At 40.5% G+C, this 13,840-nt stretch carries 13 protein-coding genes; 12 read left to right on the top strand and 1 reads right to left on the bottom strand.

What is annotated here, in order from left to right; genetic code table 11:
* Nucleotides 1-153: 153 nt before the first annotated feature.
* The 10 genes from flaG to AWT60_RS15265 all read left to right on the top strand — a co-directional run bounded on the left by flaG (nucleotide 154) and on the right by AWT60_RS15265 (nucleotide 11,481).
* On the top strand, nucleotides 154-495 hold the full coding sequence (gene flaG, locus AWT60_RS15310; RefSeq protein WP_034281093.1) for a flagellar protein FlaG: 342 nt from the start codon (nucleotides 154-156) through the stop codon (nucleotides 493-495).
* Nucleotides 496-515: 20 nt separating this feature from the next.
* Nucleotides 516-2,045 (top strand): flagellar hook-associated protein 2, encoded by a 1,530-nt coding sequence (locus AWT60_RS15305; RefSeq protein ID WP_076840154.1) that lies wholly within the window; start codon nucleotides 516-518, stop codon nucleotides 2,043-2,045.
* 17 nt (nucleotides 2,046-2,062) lie between these two features.
* Nucleotides 2,063-2,467, top strand: a complete 405-nt coding sequence (gene fliS / locus AWT60_RS15300) for a flagellar export chaperone FliS (RefSeq protein WP_024423612.1) — start codon at nucleotides 2,063-2,065, stop codon at nucleotides 2,465-2,467.
* A complete protein-coding gene (gene fliT, locus AWT60_RS15295) occupies nucleotides 2,464-2,805 on the top strand; it encodes a flagella biosynthesis regulatory protein FliT (protein WP_041115575.1) in 342 nt (113 codons plus the stop codon). Before fliS ends, fliT begins: the two co-directional genes overlap by 4 nt.
* 13 nt (nucleotides 2,806-2,818) lie before the next feature.
* The gene (locus AWT60_RS15290) at nucleotides 2,819-3,199 is read left to right on the top strand and encodes a DUF8042 domain-containing protein (protein ID WP_024426250.1); all 381 of its coding nucleotides are present in this window, start codon (nucleotides 2,819-2,821) and stop codon (nucleotides 3,197-3,199) included.
* Nucleotides 3,200-3,232: 33 nt separating this feature from the next.
* A complete protein-coding gene (locus tag AWT60_RS15285; RefSeq protein ID WP_076840152.1) occupies nucleotides 3,233-4,918 on the top strand; it encodes a methyl-accepting chemotaxis protein in 1,686 nt (561 codons plus the stop codon).
* A 188-nt stretch (nucleotides 4,919-5,106) separates the two neighbouring features.
* Nucleotides 5,107-5,670: a ribosome hibernation-promoting factor, HPF/YfiA family gene (hpf, locus tag AWT60_RS15280; RefSeq protein ID WP_024423608.1), complete on the top strand. Its 564-nt coding sequence runs from the start codon at nucleotides 5,107-5,109 to the stop codon at nucleotides 5,668-5,670.
* Nucleotides 5,671-5,868: 198 nt separating this feature from the next.
* On the top strand, nucleotides 5,869-8,394 hold the full coding sequence (gene secA, locus AWT60_RS15275) for a preprotein translocase subunit SecA (protein WP_076840150.1): 2,526 nt from the start codon (nucleotides 5,869-5,871) through the stop codon (nucleotides 8,392-8,394).
* A gap of 67 nt (nucleotides 8,395-8,461) precedes the next feature.
* A protein-coding gene (gene prfB, locus AWT60_RS15270) for a peptide chain release factor 2 (protein WP_098677688.1) occupies nucleotides 8,462-9,563 on the top strand; the annotation gives its coding sequence in 2 pieces (ribosomal slippage) (nucleotides 8,462-8,533 and nucleotides 8,535-9,563; 1,101 coding nt in all).
* 124 nt (nucleotides 9,564-9,687) lie between these two features.
* On the top strand, nucleotides 9,688-11,481 hold the full coding sequence (locus AWT60_RS15265; protein WP_041107995.1) for a M3 family oligoendopeptidase: 1,794 nt from the start codon (nucleotides 9,688-9,690) through the stop codon (nucleotides 11,479-11,481).
* Between the two features lie 16 nt (nucleotides 11,482-11,497).
* Here AWT60_RS15265 and AWT60_RS15260 read toward each other — a convergent pair whose 3' ends face one another.
* Complete coding sequence (locus AWT60_RS15260; RefSeq protein WP_076840147.1) at nucleotides 11,498-12,232, bottom strand: alpha/beta family hydrolase; 735 nt, start codon at nucleotides 12,230-12,232, stop codon at nucleotides 11,498-11,500.
* 189 nt (nucleotides 12,233-12,421) lie between these two features.
* Between AWT60_RS15260 and AWT60_RS15255 the strand changes: the two genes are divergently transcribed.
* Nucleotides 12,422-13,270 (top strand): YitT family protein, encoded by an 849-nt coding sequence (locus AWT60_RS15255; RefSeq protein WP_024426245.1) that lies wholly within the window; start codon nucleotides 12,422-12,424, stop codon nucleotides 13,268-13,270.
* A gap of 48 nt (nucleotides 13,271-13,318) precedes the next feature.
* Nucleotides 13,319-13,648, top strand: coding sequence for a cytochrome c551 (gene cccB / locus AWT60_RS15250; protein WP_024423602.1), 330 nt, complete (start codon nucleotides 13,319-13,321; stop codon nucleotides 13,646-13,648).
* Nucleotides 13,649-13,840: the final 192 nt, after the last annotated feature.

The raw sequence follows: 13,840 nt of genomic DNA, 5'->3' as shown, positions 1-13,840 counted from the left end.
TTATCGCATTCAGTTATCCTTCTCCGTGTAAAAGCGTTTCGATACGGAGGTGCATGATCTATAGGAAACTTTAACAAATCGGTCCATCTATATTTAATTTGCAAATTCAAAGCCGATATAAAAGATAGATTAAAGCACAGGAGCTGAATAACTATGTCTGTTGGTAAGTTGACATCATTAGAGCCAATTATCGATGCATTTCAAACCCGTGTTTCTAATAACCAGAATGACAATGTAAACTCTGACTCACAAGCAAATGGCAGGGCTGTTTCAAAAGAAGAAATTGAAAAAACGCTTCAAGGCGCAAACAAGCTGATTGAACCTACTCAATTTCATCTTCAATTTGAATTACATGAAAAACTCAACGAATATTATGTCAAAGTCGTAGATAACCAAACAGATGAAGTCATTAGAGAAATTCCGTCCAAGGAATGGCTTGATTTCTATGCGGCAATGACAGAAATTGTCGGTCTATTTGTAGATAAAAGAATGTAAATGAAGGGAGAACATAAACAATGGTCAATCGTATTACTGGATTTTCAAATGTGTTCGATATTGATGAAATCGTTTCAAAGCTGATGAAAACGGAGCAAGCACCACTTGATACAATGACGCGCCAGAAACAAACACTTGAATGGCAAAGAGACAGCTATCGCGAGGTTAACTCGAAAATTAAAGAATTAGATGATTTGATCAACAGTTTAAACTTAACGCGTCCAAGTACATATGGCGCCAAAAAGGTGACAAGCTCTAATGAATCTGCTGTCACAGCAACTGGATCAACAAATGCGACCTCTGGCTCTATTCATGTCACTCAGCTAGCGACAGCTTCCGTCTTCAAATCCTCTGGTACATCTGGATTTACACCAACAAACGGAACGTTTACGTTTGAAGTGACGACACCAGATTCGACAGAACCAAAAACGGTGACAATCAATACTTCTGATACCGATACAATTGATGACATCGTGAAAAAGCTGAACAGCGCGCAATTAGGTGTGACGGCTTACAAAGGCCAAATCTCTGATGGAACGAACTACGTGGATACCATCGCTCTTACTTCTCGGACAACGGGTGAAGGCGTCAGTATTAAAGCAGCTGATGGCAATTCAGCTTCATTTTTAACGCAACTAGGCTTCCAAGTAGATGGAAATAACAAATTAGTTGCAACCACTCAAGGACAGAAGGCGCAATACGAGATTAATGGTCTGAAAATGGAGAATAACAACAATACATTCACACAGGCTGATATTACGTACGAGCTTAAAGCAACCACAGATAAGCCCGTCAGCTTAAACGTTTCAACAGATGTGGATGCAATATATGATAAAATTAAACAATTTGTTGATAAATATAATGAACTCGTTGAGCAGATTAATGGAAAAGTCAATGAAAAGAAAAACAGAGACTATCATCCATTAACGGCTGAAGAGAAAAAAGCGATGTCTGAAAAAGAAATAGAGCTATGGGAAACGACCGCGAAGTCTGGCTTGCTGAGAAGTGATTCCATTTTACGATCTGGTGCCTCTAAAATAAGAAGTGATTTGTATGCTAATATTACGACAAGTGACGCGAATAAAATCCAACTCACACAAATCGGTATTTCGACATCATCCAGCTATAAAGATGGTGGGAAGCTTGAATTTATTAAGGATAGTGATGGAGTAGAGAAATTAAAAAAAGCCATTGAAGAAGACCCGGAGAAGGTCAGACAAATGTTCATCTCGGGTAGTTTAAATGTGGATTCAAAGGATAAAGACAAAGCGCAGCAGCAATATCAAGAACAAGGAATCATCTATCGTATCAAAAATTCCTTATCAGACTTTTCGAAGAGCATTCAAAAAAAGGCTGGCAGCATAACAATGGAATCAAAGGAATACGGACTTGGTAAGGACCTTGATTCTTTGACAAAACGAATGAGTACATTCCAAGATCGTTTAAAAATGGTTGAAGCCCGTTACTACAAAAAGTTTAACGCCATGGATAGTGCAATTCAAAAGCTAAACAACCAATCTGGCTACCTTTCTCAACTGCTTGGACAATAATTGGAGGTTTATAACATATGGCAATACAGAACCCTTATGCCGCCTATCAGAAAAATTCTATTGAGACCGCAACACCTGCCGAGTTGACGCTTATGCTTTATGAAGGCTGCTTAAAGTTCATCAGAATAGCGAAGCATGCCATTCAAAAAGAGGATGCAGAAACGAGAAACTTGAACCTAAAAAAGGCTCAAAACATCATTCAAGAATTAAATGTCACCTTAAATCGTTCCTATGACGTATCAAAGAGTATGGCAAGTATGTATGATTACATTTATCGCAGACTGATAGAAGCCAATCTTCAAAATGACGAAGAGATATTGAATGAAGTAGAAGAGTACGTAACTGATTTCCGTGATGCGTGGAAGGAAGTCATTCAAACCGATCGAAAAGGGCGTCACCACTCTATCGGGGGTTCTCTATGAGTATTGTGGATCAGTTGCATGATCAAACATTAAAAATGGCAGCCGAAATAGCGGAAAATCCGCAAAGTGAGACACTGGTTGAAGACTTTGATGCCTTTTTAATTGAGAGAGACGAATTAATGAGAGATATACAGCATGAATTGACGGATCAAGAAAAAGAGAAAATCCGAGAAATCATCCAAACAGATCAACAGATGGCGAAGCAATTAACGGTTATCCAAAATGGGATAAAAGCAGATATTCAAGCCATTCAAAAAAAGAAAACAAAACAGCTGAATTATCAAAATCCATACCAGCCCATAACAAGTGACGGCGTATACTACGATAAACGGAAATAAATAGGTGAGACCTGTGGCGTATCGTTCAAATGACTATATTTTATTAACCACATATTATGAACTTCTATACACGATAGAAGAGAGTCTAAACTATTTAGATGAAATTGAGAAGGATTTTGACAAAACAGAAGGGGATCGGATCTTTAATGATCTGATCCATGCCTTCTTTCATTTAGACACAACACATCCTCTTCTGCTTTCAATTATTGAAAATGAACACTTTGCCAAAACGATTCGTTCGTTTGATCAAATATTTTTAAGTTTTGATATACTAGCTTTCTATACATTCCCTTCAAATCACTTCCAATCATTCCTGAAAACATACTTTATACCTGAATATAGAAAGTGGATGGATGAAATACATGCCTGTATGAGGCCGTATGTCATTCATTAATTTTTGTCCAATTCAGACCATTCGGAGGAAATTATGAGACTAAAAAATCAATTTTTATTTGGGCTTATTGTCATATGTGTCTTGTTTGTCAGTATGTTAGGGTTCTCAAGCTTTCTCTATTACAAAACAGATCAATCCTATAAAGCGCTATTAAGCAAGGAAGTGAAGCTTTATCAGACCTCGCTGGAATTAGAAGCGCTTCTTCAAAAGCAGGAAGCACAGATTAAAACATATGTCGTCGTGCAAGATGCTGAAAATTTGCAGAAAATTGAGCAAACATATGAAGATATTCATAAGAAAACAGCAGAAGCTTCGAAAATGAGTACGGTCAAACAAGCAAAAAATCTATTAGATCAAATCTCAGAAAAAAATTATCTCTACTACACCTCAACAAATCGATTATTTAATTCATTAAATATGCAAAATCAAAAAGAATTCAACACCCGCCTCAGTCAAGAATTACAACCTATCGAACAAGAAATACATACCTTTACAAAAGAGTTCGCTCAAAATCAGCTAAAACAACGTGATCAAAAAATCAATCAGCTCAATCAAGATAGTAATCAATTATTGCTTACACTCATTTTGGTCAGTGCAGCGATTATTGTTGGCCTTTTGGTGATTGGGATCAGATTTGTTCATCGCATGACAAAACCAATTGTTTCTGTCACAAATGCCGCAAAAAGGATGGCAGATGGTGATCTAACCCTTGAAGAGATTGAAGTGACCTCTAAAAATGAGATTGGTCAACTCGGCACAGCCTTTAACCAAATGACGGCTCATTTGCGTCAGCTTATTTTGCAGGTGCAAAGCGGATCAAGACAGCTTGCTGATTCTGCTGCTCAATTTGAGGAAACCATCAGTCAAACGATATCGGCTAGTGAGCAGACATCTAGCTCGATTGAACAGGTCAGTGAAGCTTCACGTGAACAATCAGATGCGGTCGGAAAAGTGGCATCCGCTATTCAGGAAGTGTCGACTGGCATGCAAAATGCAGCTGTACACACGTCCGATGTTTCGGGTCACTCAATTTCAGTGACTGAAAAGGCTGAAGAGGGTGCCGCCCTTATTCAACAATTTGTGAAACAAATGAGTTCTATTAAAGAGTCTGTGAATGAACACCATTCCACAATGGCCAATGTACAAGCGCAGTTTACAGGCATTCAAGATCTGTTAGGTCATATCCATGCCATTGCTGACCAGACGAATTTACTTGCTTTAAACGCAGCCATAGAAGCAGCAAGGGCAGGAGAACATGGAAGAGGTTTTGCAGTTGTAGCCGATGAAGTGAGGAAGCTGGCAGAAGAATCTAGTCAGCTGACAGATCAAATTAGCCAATTACTCGAGAACGTGAACAAAGATACAGAAAAGTCATCACAATCGATGACGAAGGTCGAGCGTGATGTAGCAGAGGGTGTAAAAGTATCACAATTATCTGAACAGAGCTTTCATGAAATCTTGGAATCTATTCGTGATATTTCAATGAAAGCAGAAGAGCTGTCAGCCACTGCAGAACAAATTTCTGCTAGTACAGAGGAAATTTCTCAAACGGTTGGTGTCATTGAAGAAGGTGCGAAACGAAACTCAGAAGAAACAGAGTACATGTCTGCTGCTGTTGAAGAATCATTAGCGGCCAATGAAGAGATGAAAGCCGCTGCGGAGGATTTAAAATCCTTATCTCAATCGTTGAAAACATCGATTTCATCTTTTACCATTTAATGTGCGCTGGTCTTTTTCAAGAATCAGCCGAATATATATTCATCACCTATCAAGCAACAGTTGAAGCACCGCAAAATTCGACAAATTTCAATAAATATTCACATTTTTTTTACGTTTGAGCAGGAGAAAAGGAGGGAAAAGTAGAAATAGGTTTACATATCCTTAATTTTAAAGGAGGCGTTCTTTACATGAATTACAATGTCAGAGGAGAAAACATCGACGTAACACCTGCACTAAGAGATCATGTCGAGAAAAAAATTGGAAAGCTGGAGCGTTATTTTGAGACAGATGTAGATGCTTCAGTCAACGTGAACTTGAAGTTTTACAACGATCAAGAATCTAAAGTTGAGGTTACCATTCCAATGACTGATCTAGCACTTCGAGCTGAGGTGCATAATGAGGATATGTACAATGCAGTAGACCTAGCAGCCAGTAAATTAGAACGTCAAATTAGAAAGCACAAAACAAAAGTAAACCGTAAATTCCGCGAGCAAGGTGCCAAAAAGCACTTATTTGCTGGAGGAAATGGTACGGCTGAAGTAGCAGTTCAAGATGACGAAGAGATTGATGAAACAGAAATCGTCAGACAAAAACGTTTCAACTTAAAGCCGATGGATAGTGAAGAGGCCATTCTCCAAATGAACATGTTAGGTCATAGTTTCTTCGTTTTCACAAATGCTGAGACAAATTTGACCAATGTGGTTTATCGCCGAAATGACGGTAAATATGGACTCATTGAGCCAAACGCTTAAATATCAGTTGATGCTGATTTAAAAACAACCTAAATAAAGTAAACCCGTTCCCTTCATAAGGGGCGGGTTTTTTGTGCGAAATTATGGCAAATTCTTTGGAAATGAAAGAAGGTATGGTATGATAAATGCAGGTAAATATGGACCTGTCAAACTTTTGGACATGCCGAAAAATTGCATGAAATAGAGGAGCGTTATTATATGCTTGGAATCTTAAACAAAGTGTTTGATCCTACGAAACGTACGATCAGCCGATATGAAAAAAAGGCAAATGAAATCGAAGCTCTCGCTCAAAATTTTGAAAAATTATCTGACGAGGCTTTACGAAATAAAACGATTGAATTTAAAGAAAAACTTGAAAAAGGACAATCTGTGGATGACCTGCTGGTTGAAGCATTTGCAACGGTTCGCGAGGCATCCCGCCGCGTAACAGGAATGTTCCCATTTAAGGTACAGCTCATGGGGGGCATCGCGCTTCACGAAGGTAACATCGCTGAAATGAAAACAGGTGAAGGTAAAACATTGACATCAACAATGCCTGTTTATTTAAATGCTCTTTCTGGAAAAGGCGTCCACATCGTGACAGTCAACGAATATTTGGCAAGCCGTGATGCGCAGGAAATGGGCAAAATTTTTGAGTTTCTTGGTTTAACAGTCGGCTTAAACTTAAACAGCTTAGACAAAGATGAAAAAAGAGAAGCGTACGCCGCTGATATCACGTATTCAACAAACAATGAACTCGGCTTTGACTATTTACGAGATAACATGGTGCTGTACAAAGAGCAAATGGTTCAGAGACCGCTTCATTATGCCGTGATCGATGAGGTTGACTCCATTTTAATTGATGAAGCGAGAACACCTCTTATTATTTCAGGACAAGCTGCGAAATCAACAAAGCTTTATGTACAAGCCAATGCATTTGTCCGCACATTAAAAATCGAAGATGATTTCACGTATGATATTAAAACAAAAAGTGTGCAGCTGACTGAAAGCGGAATGACGAAGGCGGAAAAAGCATTCGGCATTGAGAACCTGTTTGATGTCAAACATGTCGCGCTGAACCATCACATCGCTCAGGCGCTGAAGGCACATGTTGCGATGCAAAAAGACGTGGATTATGTGGTAGAAGAAGGCCAAGTAGTCATCGTTGACTCCTTCACAGGACGTTTAATGAAAGGACGCCGTTATAGTGAAGGTCTGCATCAAGCCATCGAGGCAAAAGAAGGTCTTGAAGTACAGAACGAAAGCATGACACTAGCAACAATTACGTTCCAGAACTACTTCCGTATGTATGAAAAATTATCTGGTATGACTGGTACAGCAAAAACGGAAGAAGAAGAATTCCGTAACATTTACAACATGCAGGTTGTGTCAATCCCGACCAACCAACCAGTGGTTCGTGATGACAGACCTGATTTAATTTACCGCACAATGGATGGTAAATTTAAAGCAGTGGCTGAGGATGTTGCGCAGCGCTATATGACAGGGCAGCCAGTTCTTGTCGGAACAGTAGCAGTTGAGACATCTGAGCTTATTTCTAAGCTGCTTAAAAATAAAGGCATTCCTCATCAAGTGTTAAACGCAAAAAACCATGAGCGTGAAGCACAAATTATTGAAGAGGCTGGTCAAAAAGGTGCTGTGACCATTGCAACAAACATGGCAGGACGTGGTACAGACATCAAGCTTGGCGAAGGTGTAAAAGAACTTGGAGGTCTGGCTGTTATCGGGACAGAGCGTCATGAATCCCGCCGTATTGATAACCAGCTTCGCGGACGTTCTGGACGTCAAGGAGACCCAGGGATTACCCAATTCTATCTTTCCATGGAAGATGAATTGATGCGCCGATTTGGTGCAGAGCGGACGATGGCGATGCTTGACCGCTTTGGCATGGATGACTCTACACCAATCCAAAGTAAAATGGTGTCTAAAGCCGTTGAATCATCTCAAAAACGTGTAGAGGGGAACAACTTTGATTCCCGTAAGCAGCTTCTGCAATACGACGATGTGCTTCGTCAACAGCGTGAAGTAATCTACAAACAGCGTTTTGAAGTCATCGATTCTGACAACTTAAAATCAATTGTCATCAATATGATCCAATCTTCAATTGAGCGTGCTGTGGGATCTTATACGCCAAAAGAAGAGCTGCCTGAAGAATGGAAACTAGATGGTCTTGTTGAATTAATCAACACGAACTATTTAGACGAAGGTGCCATTACGGTCAAAGATATCTTCGGTAAAGAAGCAGATGAAATCACAAGCTTCATCATGGATCGGATTAAAGAAAAATACGATGCAAAAGAAGAAACATTTGGCGAAGAACAAATGCGTGAATTTGAAAAAGTCATCGTTCTTCGTGCGGTGGATTCAAAGTGGATGGACCATATCGATGCAATGGATCAGCTGCGTCAAGGTATTCATTTACGTGCGTATGCACAAACGAATCCGCTTCGTGAATACCAAATGGAAGGATTTACGATGTTTGAGCATATGGTGGCTTCAATTGAAGATGATGTGGCCAAGTATGTCTTGAAATCAGAAATCCAAAACAACCTAGAACGTGAAGAAGTGGTTCAAGGTCAAACAACGGCTCATCAGCCGCAAGAGGGCGATGAGGAGAAGACAGTGAAGAAGAAGCCGGTACGTAAAGTCGTAGACATTGGACGAAACTCCCCATGTCACTGCGGAAGCGGCAAGAAATATAAAAATTGTCATGGGAAGACAGAATAAGTAATGGAAAGAGGTGAAAACCTCTTTCTATTCATGTCAGCCCCCATACATCTATGAGGTGAAGGATATGGAATTAGTAGAAATTAGACAAGAGCTTGAAAATATGGCTAGCAGGCTAGCTGATTTTAGGGGGTCTCTTTGACTTAGAAACAAAAGAGGCCAAAATCGCAGAGCTTGAAGCGACGATGTCAGAGGCTGATTTTTGGAATGATCAGCAAAAGGCTCAAGGCGTTATCAATGAAGCCAATGCACTGAAGGATTCTGTGAATTCCTATCATGAGCTCAGTGAATCGCATGAAGAGCTGCAAATGACGCATGACTTATTAAAGGAAGATTATGACGAGGAGCTTCATGCAGAGCTTGAAAAAGAGCTGAAGAACTTAACGAAGCAGTTTAACGAATTTGAGCTGCAGCTTCTTTTAAGCGAACCTTATGATAAAAACAATGCCATTCTTGAGCTTCACCCAGGTGCAGGCGGTACTGAATCACAGGACTGGGGTTCTATGCTTCTGCGAATGTACACTCGCTGGGCAGAGCGCAGAGGCTTTAAGGTCGAAACGCTTGATTACCTTCCAGGTGATGAGGCAGGGATTAAGTCTGTGACTTTGCTCATCAAAGGGCATAACGCGTACGGTTACTTAAAAGCTGAAAAAGGTGTCCATCGTTTGGTTCGTATTTCTCCTTTTGATTCTTCTGGCCGCAGACATACATCCTTCGTTTCCTGTGATGTCATGCCGGAATTCAATGAAGAAATTGATATTGATATTCGGACAGAGGATATCAAGGTAGATACGTATCGTGCAAGCGGAGCTGGCGGGCAGCACGTCAATACGACGGACTCTGCCGTTCGTATCACACATATTCCAACGAATGTCGTCGTGACGTGCCAAACAGAAAGATCACAAATTAAAAACAGAGAACGTGCGATGAAAATGCTGAAATCGAAACTTTATCAAAAACGGATCGAAGAACAGCAGGCAGAATTGGATGAAATCAGAGGAGAGCAGAAAGAAATTGGCTGGGGAAGCCAGATCCGCTCTTATGTATTCCACCCTTATTCTCTTGTGAAAGACCATCGAACCAATACGGAGATGGGAAATGTTCAAGCGGTGATGGATGGAGATTTAGATTCATTTATAGATGCGTACCTACGTTCGAAATTATCATAAAAACTCGGCTTCTTGCCGGGTTTTTTTAATTGTGAGAAAATATAATGAATATAAAGGAATACATACGACATACTGATTCTATATCCTTTGTATGATGAAATTAGCAAATAAAGGGGGAAATATTTTGGGATTAACACCATTGCAAGAAACGTGGGATTTAGATGCCTTTTTTAAAGGAGGCAGTTCTTCACCAGAATTTAAGACATACCTGCAAAACATTCAGCAGCTACTAGATGAATTACGACAAAAGGTGGGTGCCTTTTCAAAAGAAGATACACACATTGAAAGCAAATTAACGTCTGTCCTTGACACGTATGAAACTACATATAAAAAACTATCTCAAGCAGGTTCATTTGTATCCTGCCTCCAAGCTCAAAATACGAAGGATATGAAAGCAGGCAGCCTTCGAGGTACGATTGCCAAGCTGGAAGCTGATTTAGGAACCATCCTTGCACTGTTTGATCAAGCGCTTGCTGCTATCCCTGCAAACAAGTGGGAAGAATTGATGAATTCAGCAGCCTTTTCAGATGTCCGCTACATATTAAATGAGCGAAGAGACCGTGTGAAGGATCAATTACCTGTTGAACAAGAAACGCTGATTCAAAAGCTGGCTGTAGATGGGTACCATGCGTGGGATGAGCTTTATTCCAGCTTAGTGAATAAAATTACCATTCCGTTTGAACAGCATGGAGAAACGCAGATGATCTCTGTAGGCCAAGCAGAAAATGCTATGGATGATTCAGATCGTGAAGTCAGAAAGGCCGTTTACCACAACCTAGAGCATGCATGGACGCAGGATGAACATTTATTTGCTAGTACGCTCAATCACCTTGCTGGTTTTCGTTTGCAAGTGTATGAAGCAAGAGGCTGGGATCACATTTTAAAAGAGCCGCTTGAAATTTGCCGTATGAAACAAGAAACCCTTGATACGATGTGGTCTGTGATTGATGAACATAAGCAGCCATTCATTGATTATTTACACCGTAAAGCTGATATGCTTGGAGTGGATAAGCTGAGCTGGTTCGATGTTGGGGCTCCTATCGGCAGTGAGACCAAAATCTATCCTTATCAAGAAGCAGCTGCTTTTATTGTGAAACATTTCGCTGGATTTGGAGAAGAGCTCGCTGCTTTTACAGAAAAAGCCTTTAATGAACGCTGGGTAGAAGCTGAGGACCGTCCAAACAAACGGGTAGGCGGCTTTTGTACAAATTTCCCTGACAGCGGAGAATCACGTATTTTTATGACCTTCTCAGGAAGTCCATCCAATGTGGCGACACTAGCACATGAGCTTGGTCATTCGTTCCATCAGGAAGTGATGCAGGATGTTCGCATTCTGAATCGCAAATACGCAATGAATGTAGCTGAAACAGCGTCGACATTCGCAGAAATGATTGTTGCTGATGCTTCATTAAAAGAAGCGGCAAATGAAGAGGAGCGTCTCAGCCTGTTAGAGGATAAGCTGCAGCGCAGTGTAGCATTCTTCATGAACATTCAATCTCGTTTCTTATTTGAACAGCGCTTTTATGAAGAGCGTAAACAAGGAGAAGTGCCGGCTGATCGGTTGAATGAATTGATGGTTGAAGCGCAGAAGGAAGCGTTCGGTGACTCATTAGATGAATACCATCCGCATTTCTGGGCGTCTAAGCTGCATTTCCATATCACGAATGTTCCATTTTATAATTTCCCATACACCTTTGGATATATGTTCTCATTAGGAATTTACGCAAAAGCATTGCAGGCTGGTACATCGTTTGAAGAGAAATACATTGCTTTATTAAAAGATACTGCTTCAATGACAGTAGAAGATTTAGCTAAAAAGCATCTAGGCGTTGACCTTACCCAAAAAGCATTTTGGGAAGAAGCCATTCGTTTGGCTGTAGCAGATGCTGAAGAATTTTTAGAAGTGACAAAAAAATAATAATGAAAAGCTCCCATTACGGGAGCTTTTTTGCTGGCTTCAGCCAATCAAGCATTGTCTGGATGAGATCATTTTGCTGCGACAGGGCTGGAATGTCCGCTGGCTGATCCCCTTTTTGTTTGCCATACATGCCAAACTGCGCATGATTCCCGCCTTTTATTTCATGATAAACGGTTTGAGACGGCAGATTTGCTTTCGATTTCTTGATTTTCTCTTGTGTTGCCAGCCCATCCTTTTCACCTGAAATAGAAAGGACTTTCAATGAAGATTGTTTCAGGTCATCTGATGCTGGATAAGATGCTAGGAAAAAGAGTCCATCGAGCTTGCTCTGATTTTTTTCTGCAAACATTGAGGCAGCTGCCCCGCCAAGTGAATGCCCGCCAATATACCAGTGTTTGATCGTTTGGTGACCTTTGATGATGTCCTGCGCTTTGTTTGGATTGAAAATCGCAAAGGAAAATGGCATGTCAGGGATAAAAACAGAGTAGCCTTTTTTCATCAGCGTATCCCCGATATAGGCATACGCAAGTGGTTCCACCTTTGCCCCAGGATAGAGAATGATGCCAGTATCACTTTTTGATGCTTCAAATGTATAAACATTGTTTTTATGTTCCACTTGCTCCATGTTCACTTGTTTTTTTAATGCTTCTGATGGTCCATATGTAAAGCGGCTCCATGTATAGAAAGCACCAAAAGCTAAGATGATCAGTGCAAGTAATGTCATACCTGTTATCTTCAGTATTTTCTTCATCGCATGCCCCTTCTTTCTCATGTACATATTAAATATACCATCATTTACTTCTATGCCAACCGGCAAGTGCGCTGATCCGTCTGTGTGATAAAGTATTAATCCATTAGCACTGCATTTGGCTGTTATTTACAATCGTTTTAAGAGGGCTTAAAATAGGTGTGCATTCAGAAGTAACGGAGGAAGAAAGACATGAAGCAGGGACATTCACAATTTTGGATCGAAGTGAAAAACTATTTGTTCATTTTAATCGGATCAGCCATCGTGGCGATTGGATTTAATACGTTATTATTGCCGAATCAGATCGCAGCAGGCGGTGTGAGCGGCATTAGTACCATCATGCAGTCATTCGGCTTTGAAGCGGCTTATGTGCAATGGGGGCTCAATATTCCATTGTTTATCGCTGGCTTTTATTTATTAGGCGGTACATTTGGAGTGAAAACACTCGTTGGCTCGATTTTTTTACCTTTCATGGTGTTTGTCACAAGACATATTGCACCTGTCACACATGAAGCACTGCTAGCGGCTATTTTTGGCGGAGTGGTCATTGGGATCGGAATAGGGCTCGTGTTCCTTGGTAATGGATCAACGGGTGGAACGGCACTCGCTGCCAAAATCATCAATAAGTACACAGGACTCACGCTAGGCACCTGTTTAGCAATGATGGATGGCTTGATTGTTCTGGCTGCGATGACGGTCTTTGGAATTGAAGAGGGGCTGTACGCGGTCATTGGTGTGTTTATTTCTAGTAAAACGATTGATGTGGTACAGGCTGGCTTCAGTCATTCAAAAATGGCAATGATCATTACAGGGCATGAAGATGAAGTCAGACAGGCGGTTTTTGATCAAATTGACCGTGGTGTGACGAAGATCTCAGCAGTCGGAGGATATACCGATCATGACCGCCCAATTTTGATGTGTGTCGTTGGGCAGTCACAATTCACAAAGTTGAAACAAGTGGTGAAAGCAATCGATGCATCAGCATTTGTCATCGTGATGGATGCAAAAGAGGTGCTTGGTGAGGGTTTTAAAAGGGCATAAACAAGGATATAATAGCGTTGACCAAATGATTGTAAGGGAGGGAAATAGATGAAAAAAAGCGGATTAACGATGCTATTTGCAGCGATGCTTCTTGTTCTCGCGGCTTGTGGAGGAAATTCAAGCAGCAGCGACAAAGAAGGCAGCAAAAGTGCTTCATCTGTGAGCAGTGGTGAGGAGATCTATCAGCAAAACTGTATTGGCTGTCATGGGAAAGACCTATCTGGCGGAGGCGGACCAAGCCTGAAAGAAGTAGGGAAGAAATATAATGAAAGCCAAATCGCAGATATTGCGCAAAACGGTAAAGGCTCTATGCCAAGCGGAATGGTAGATGAGAAGCAAGCAAAAGAAGTAGCAAAATGGCTTGCAGAGAAAAAATAAAACCTTTGTCTAATCGACAAGGTTTTTTTGTTTTTTTATATGTAGAAAAAGACTTTTGGATAGTATGAAAACGTATTATATTAAATTTCATTTAAAAAAATAAGGGTATAAAGGCACGTTTCTCAGTTTTGGTTGTTCTATTTACCTTTTATTTATAAGTTTTGAAATATAAATGTAATACCATTGCGTCGA

This window comes from Bacillus sp. F2HM (assembly GCF_019266135.1).
Classification (GTDB): domain Bacteria; phylum Bacillota; class Bacilli; order Bacillales; family Bacillaceae; genus Bacillus; species Bacillus safensis.
Note: the sequence above shows the minus strand (reverse complement) of the source record. Positions and strands in the feature narration are given on the sequence as shown.

Bases quoted from the DNA above. Each gene is read 5' to 3' on its own strand.
- flaG (WP_034281093.1), top strand. From the start codon at position 154: ATGTCTGTTGGTAAGTTGACATCATTAGAGCCAATTATCGATGCATTT.
- AWT60_RS15305 (WP_076840154.1), top strand. From the start codon at position 516: ATGGTCAATCGTATTACTGGATTTTCAAATGTGTTCGATATTGATGAA.
- fliS (WP_024423612.1), top strand. From the start codon at position 2,063: ATGGCAATACAGAACCCTTATGCCGCCTATCAGAAAAATTCTATTGAG.
- fliT (WP_041115575.1), top strand. From the start codon at position 2,464: ATGAGTATTGTGGATCAGTTGCATGATCAAACATTAAAAATGGCAGCC.
- AWT60_RS15285 (WP_076840152.1), top strand. From the start codon at position 3,233: ATGAGACTAAAAAATCAATTTTTATTTGGGCTTATTGTCATATGTGTC.
- hpf (WP_024423608.1), top strand. From the start codon at position 5,107: ATGAATTACAATGTCAGAGGAGAAAACATCGACGTAACACCTGCACTA.
- secA (WP_076840150.1), top strand. From the start codon at position 5,869: ATGCTTGGAATCTTAAACAAAGTGTTTGATCCTACGAAACGTACGATC.
- AWT60_RS15260 (WP_076840147.1), bottom strand. From the start codon at position 12,232: ATGAAGAAAATACTGAAGATAACAGGTATGACATTACTTGCACTGATC.
- AWT60_RS15255 (WP_024426245.1), top strand. From the start codon at position 12,422: ATGAAGCAGGGACATTCACAATTTTGGATCGAAGTGAAAAACTATTTG.
- cccB (WP_024423602.1), top strand. From the start codon at position 13,319: ATGAAAAAAAGCGGATTAACGATGCTATTTGCAGCGATGCTTCTTGTT.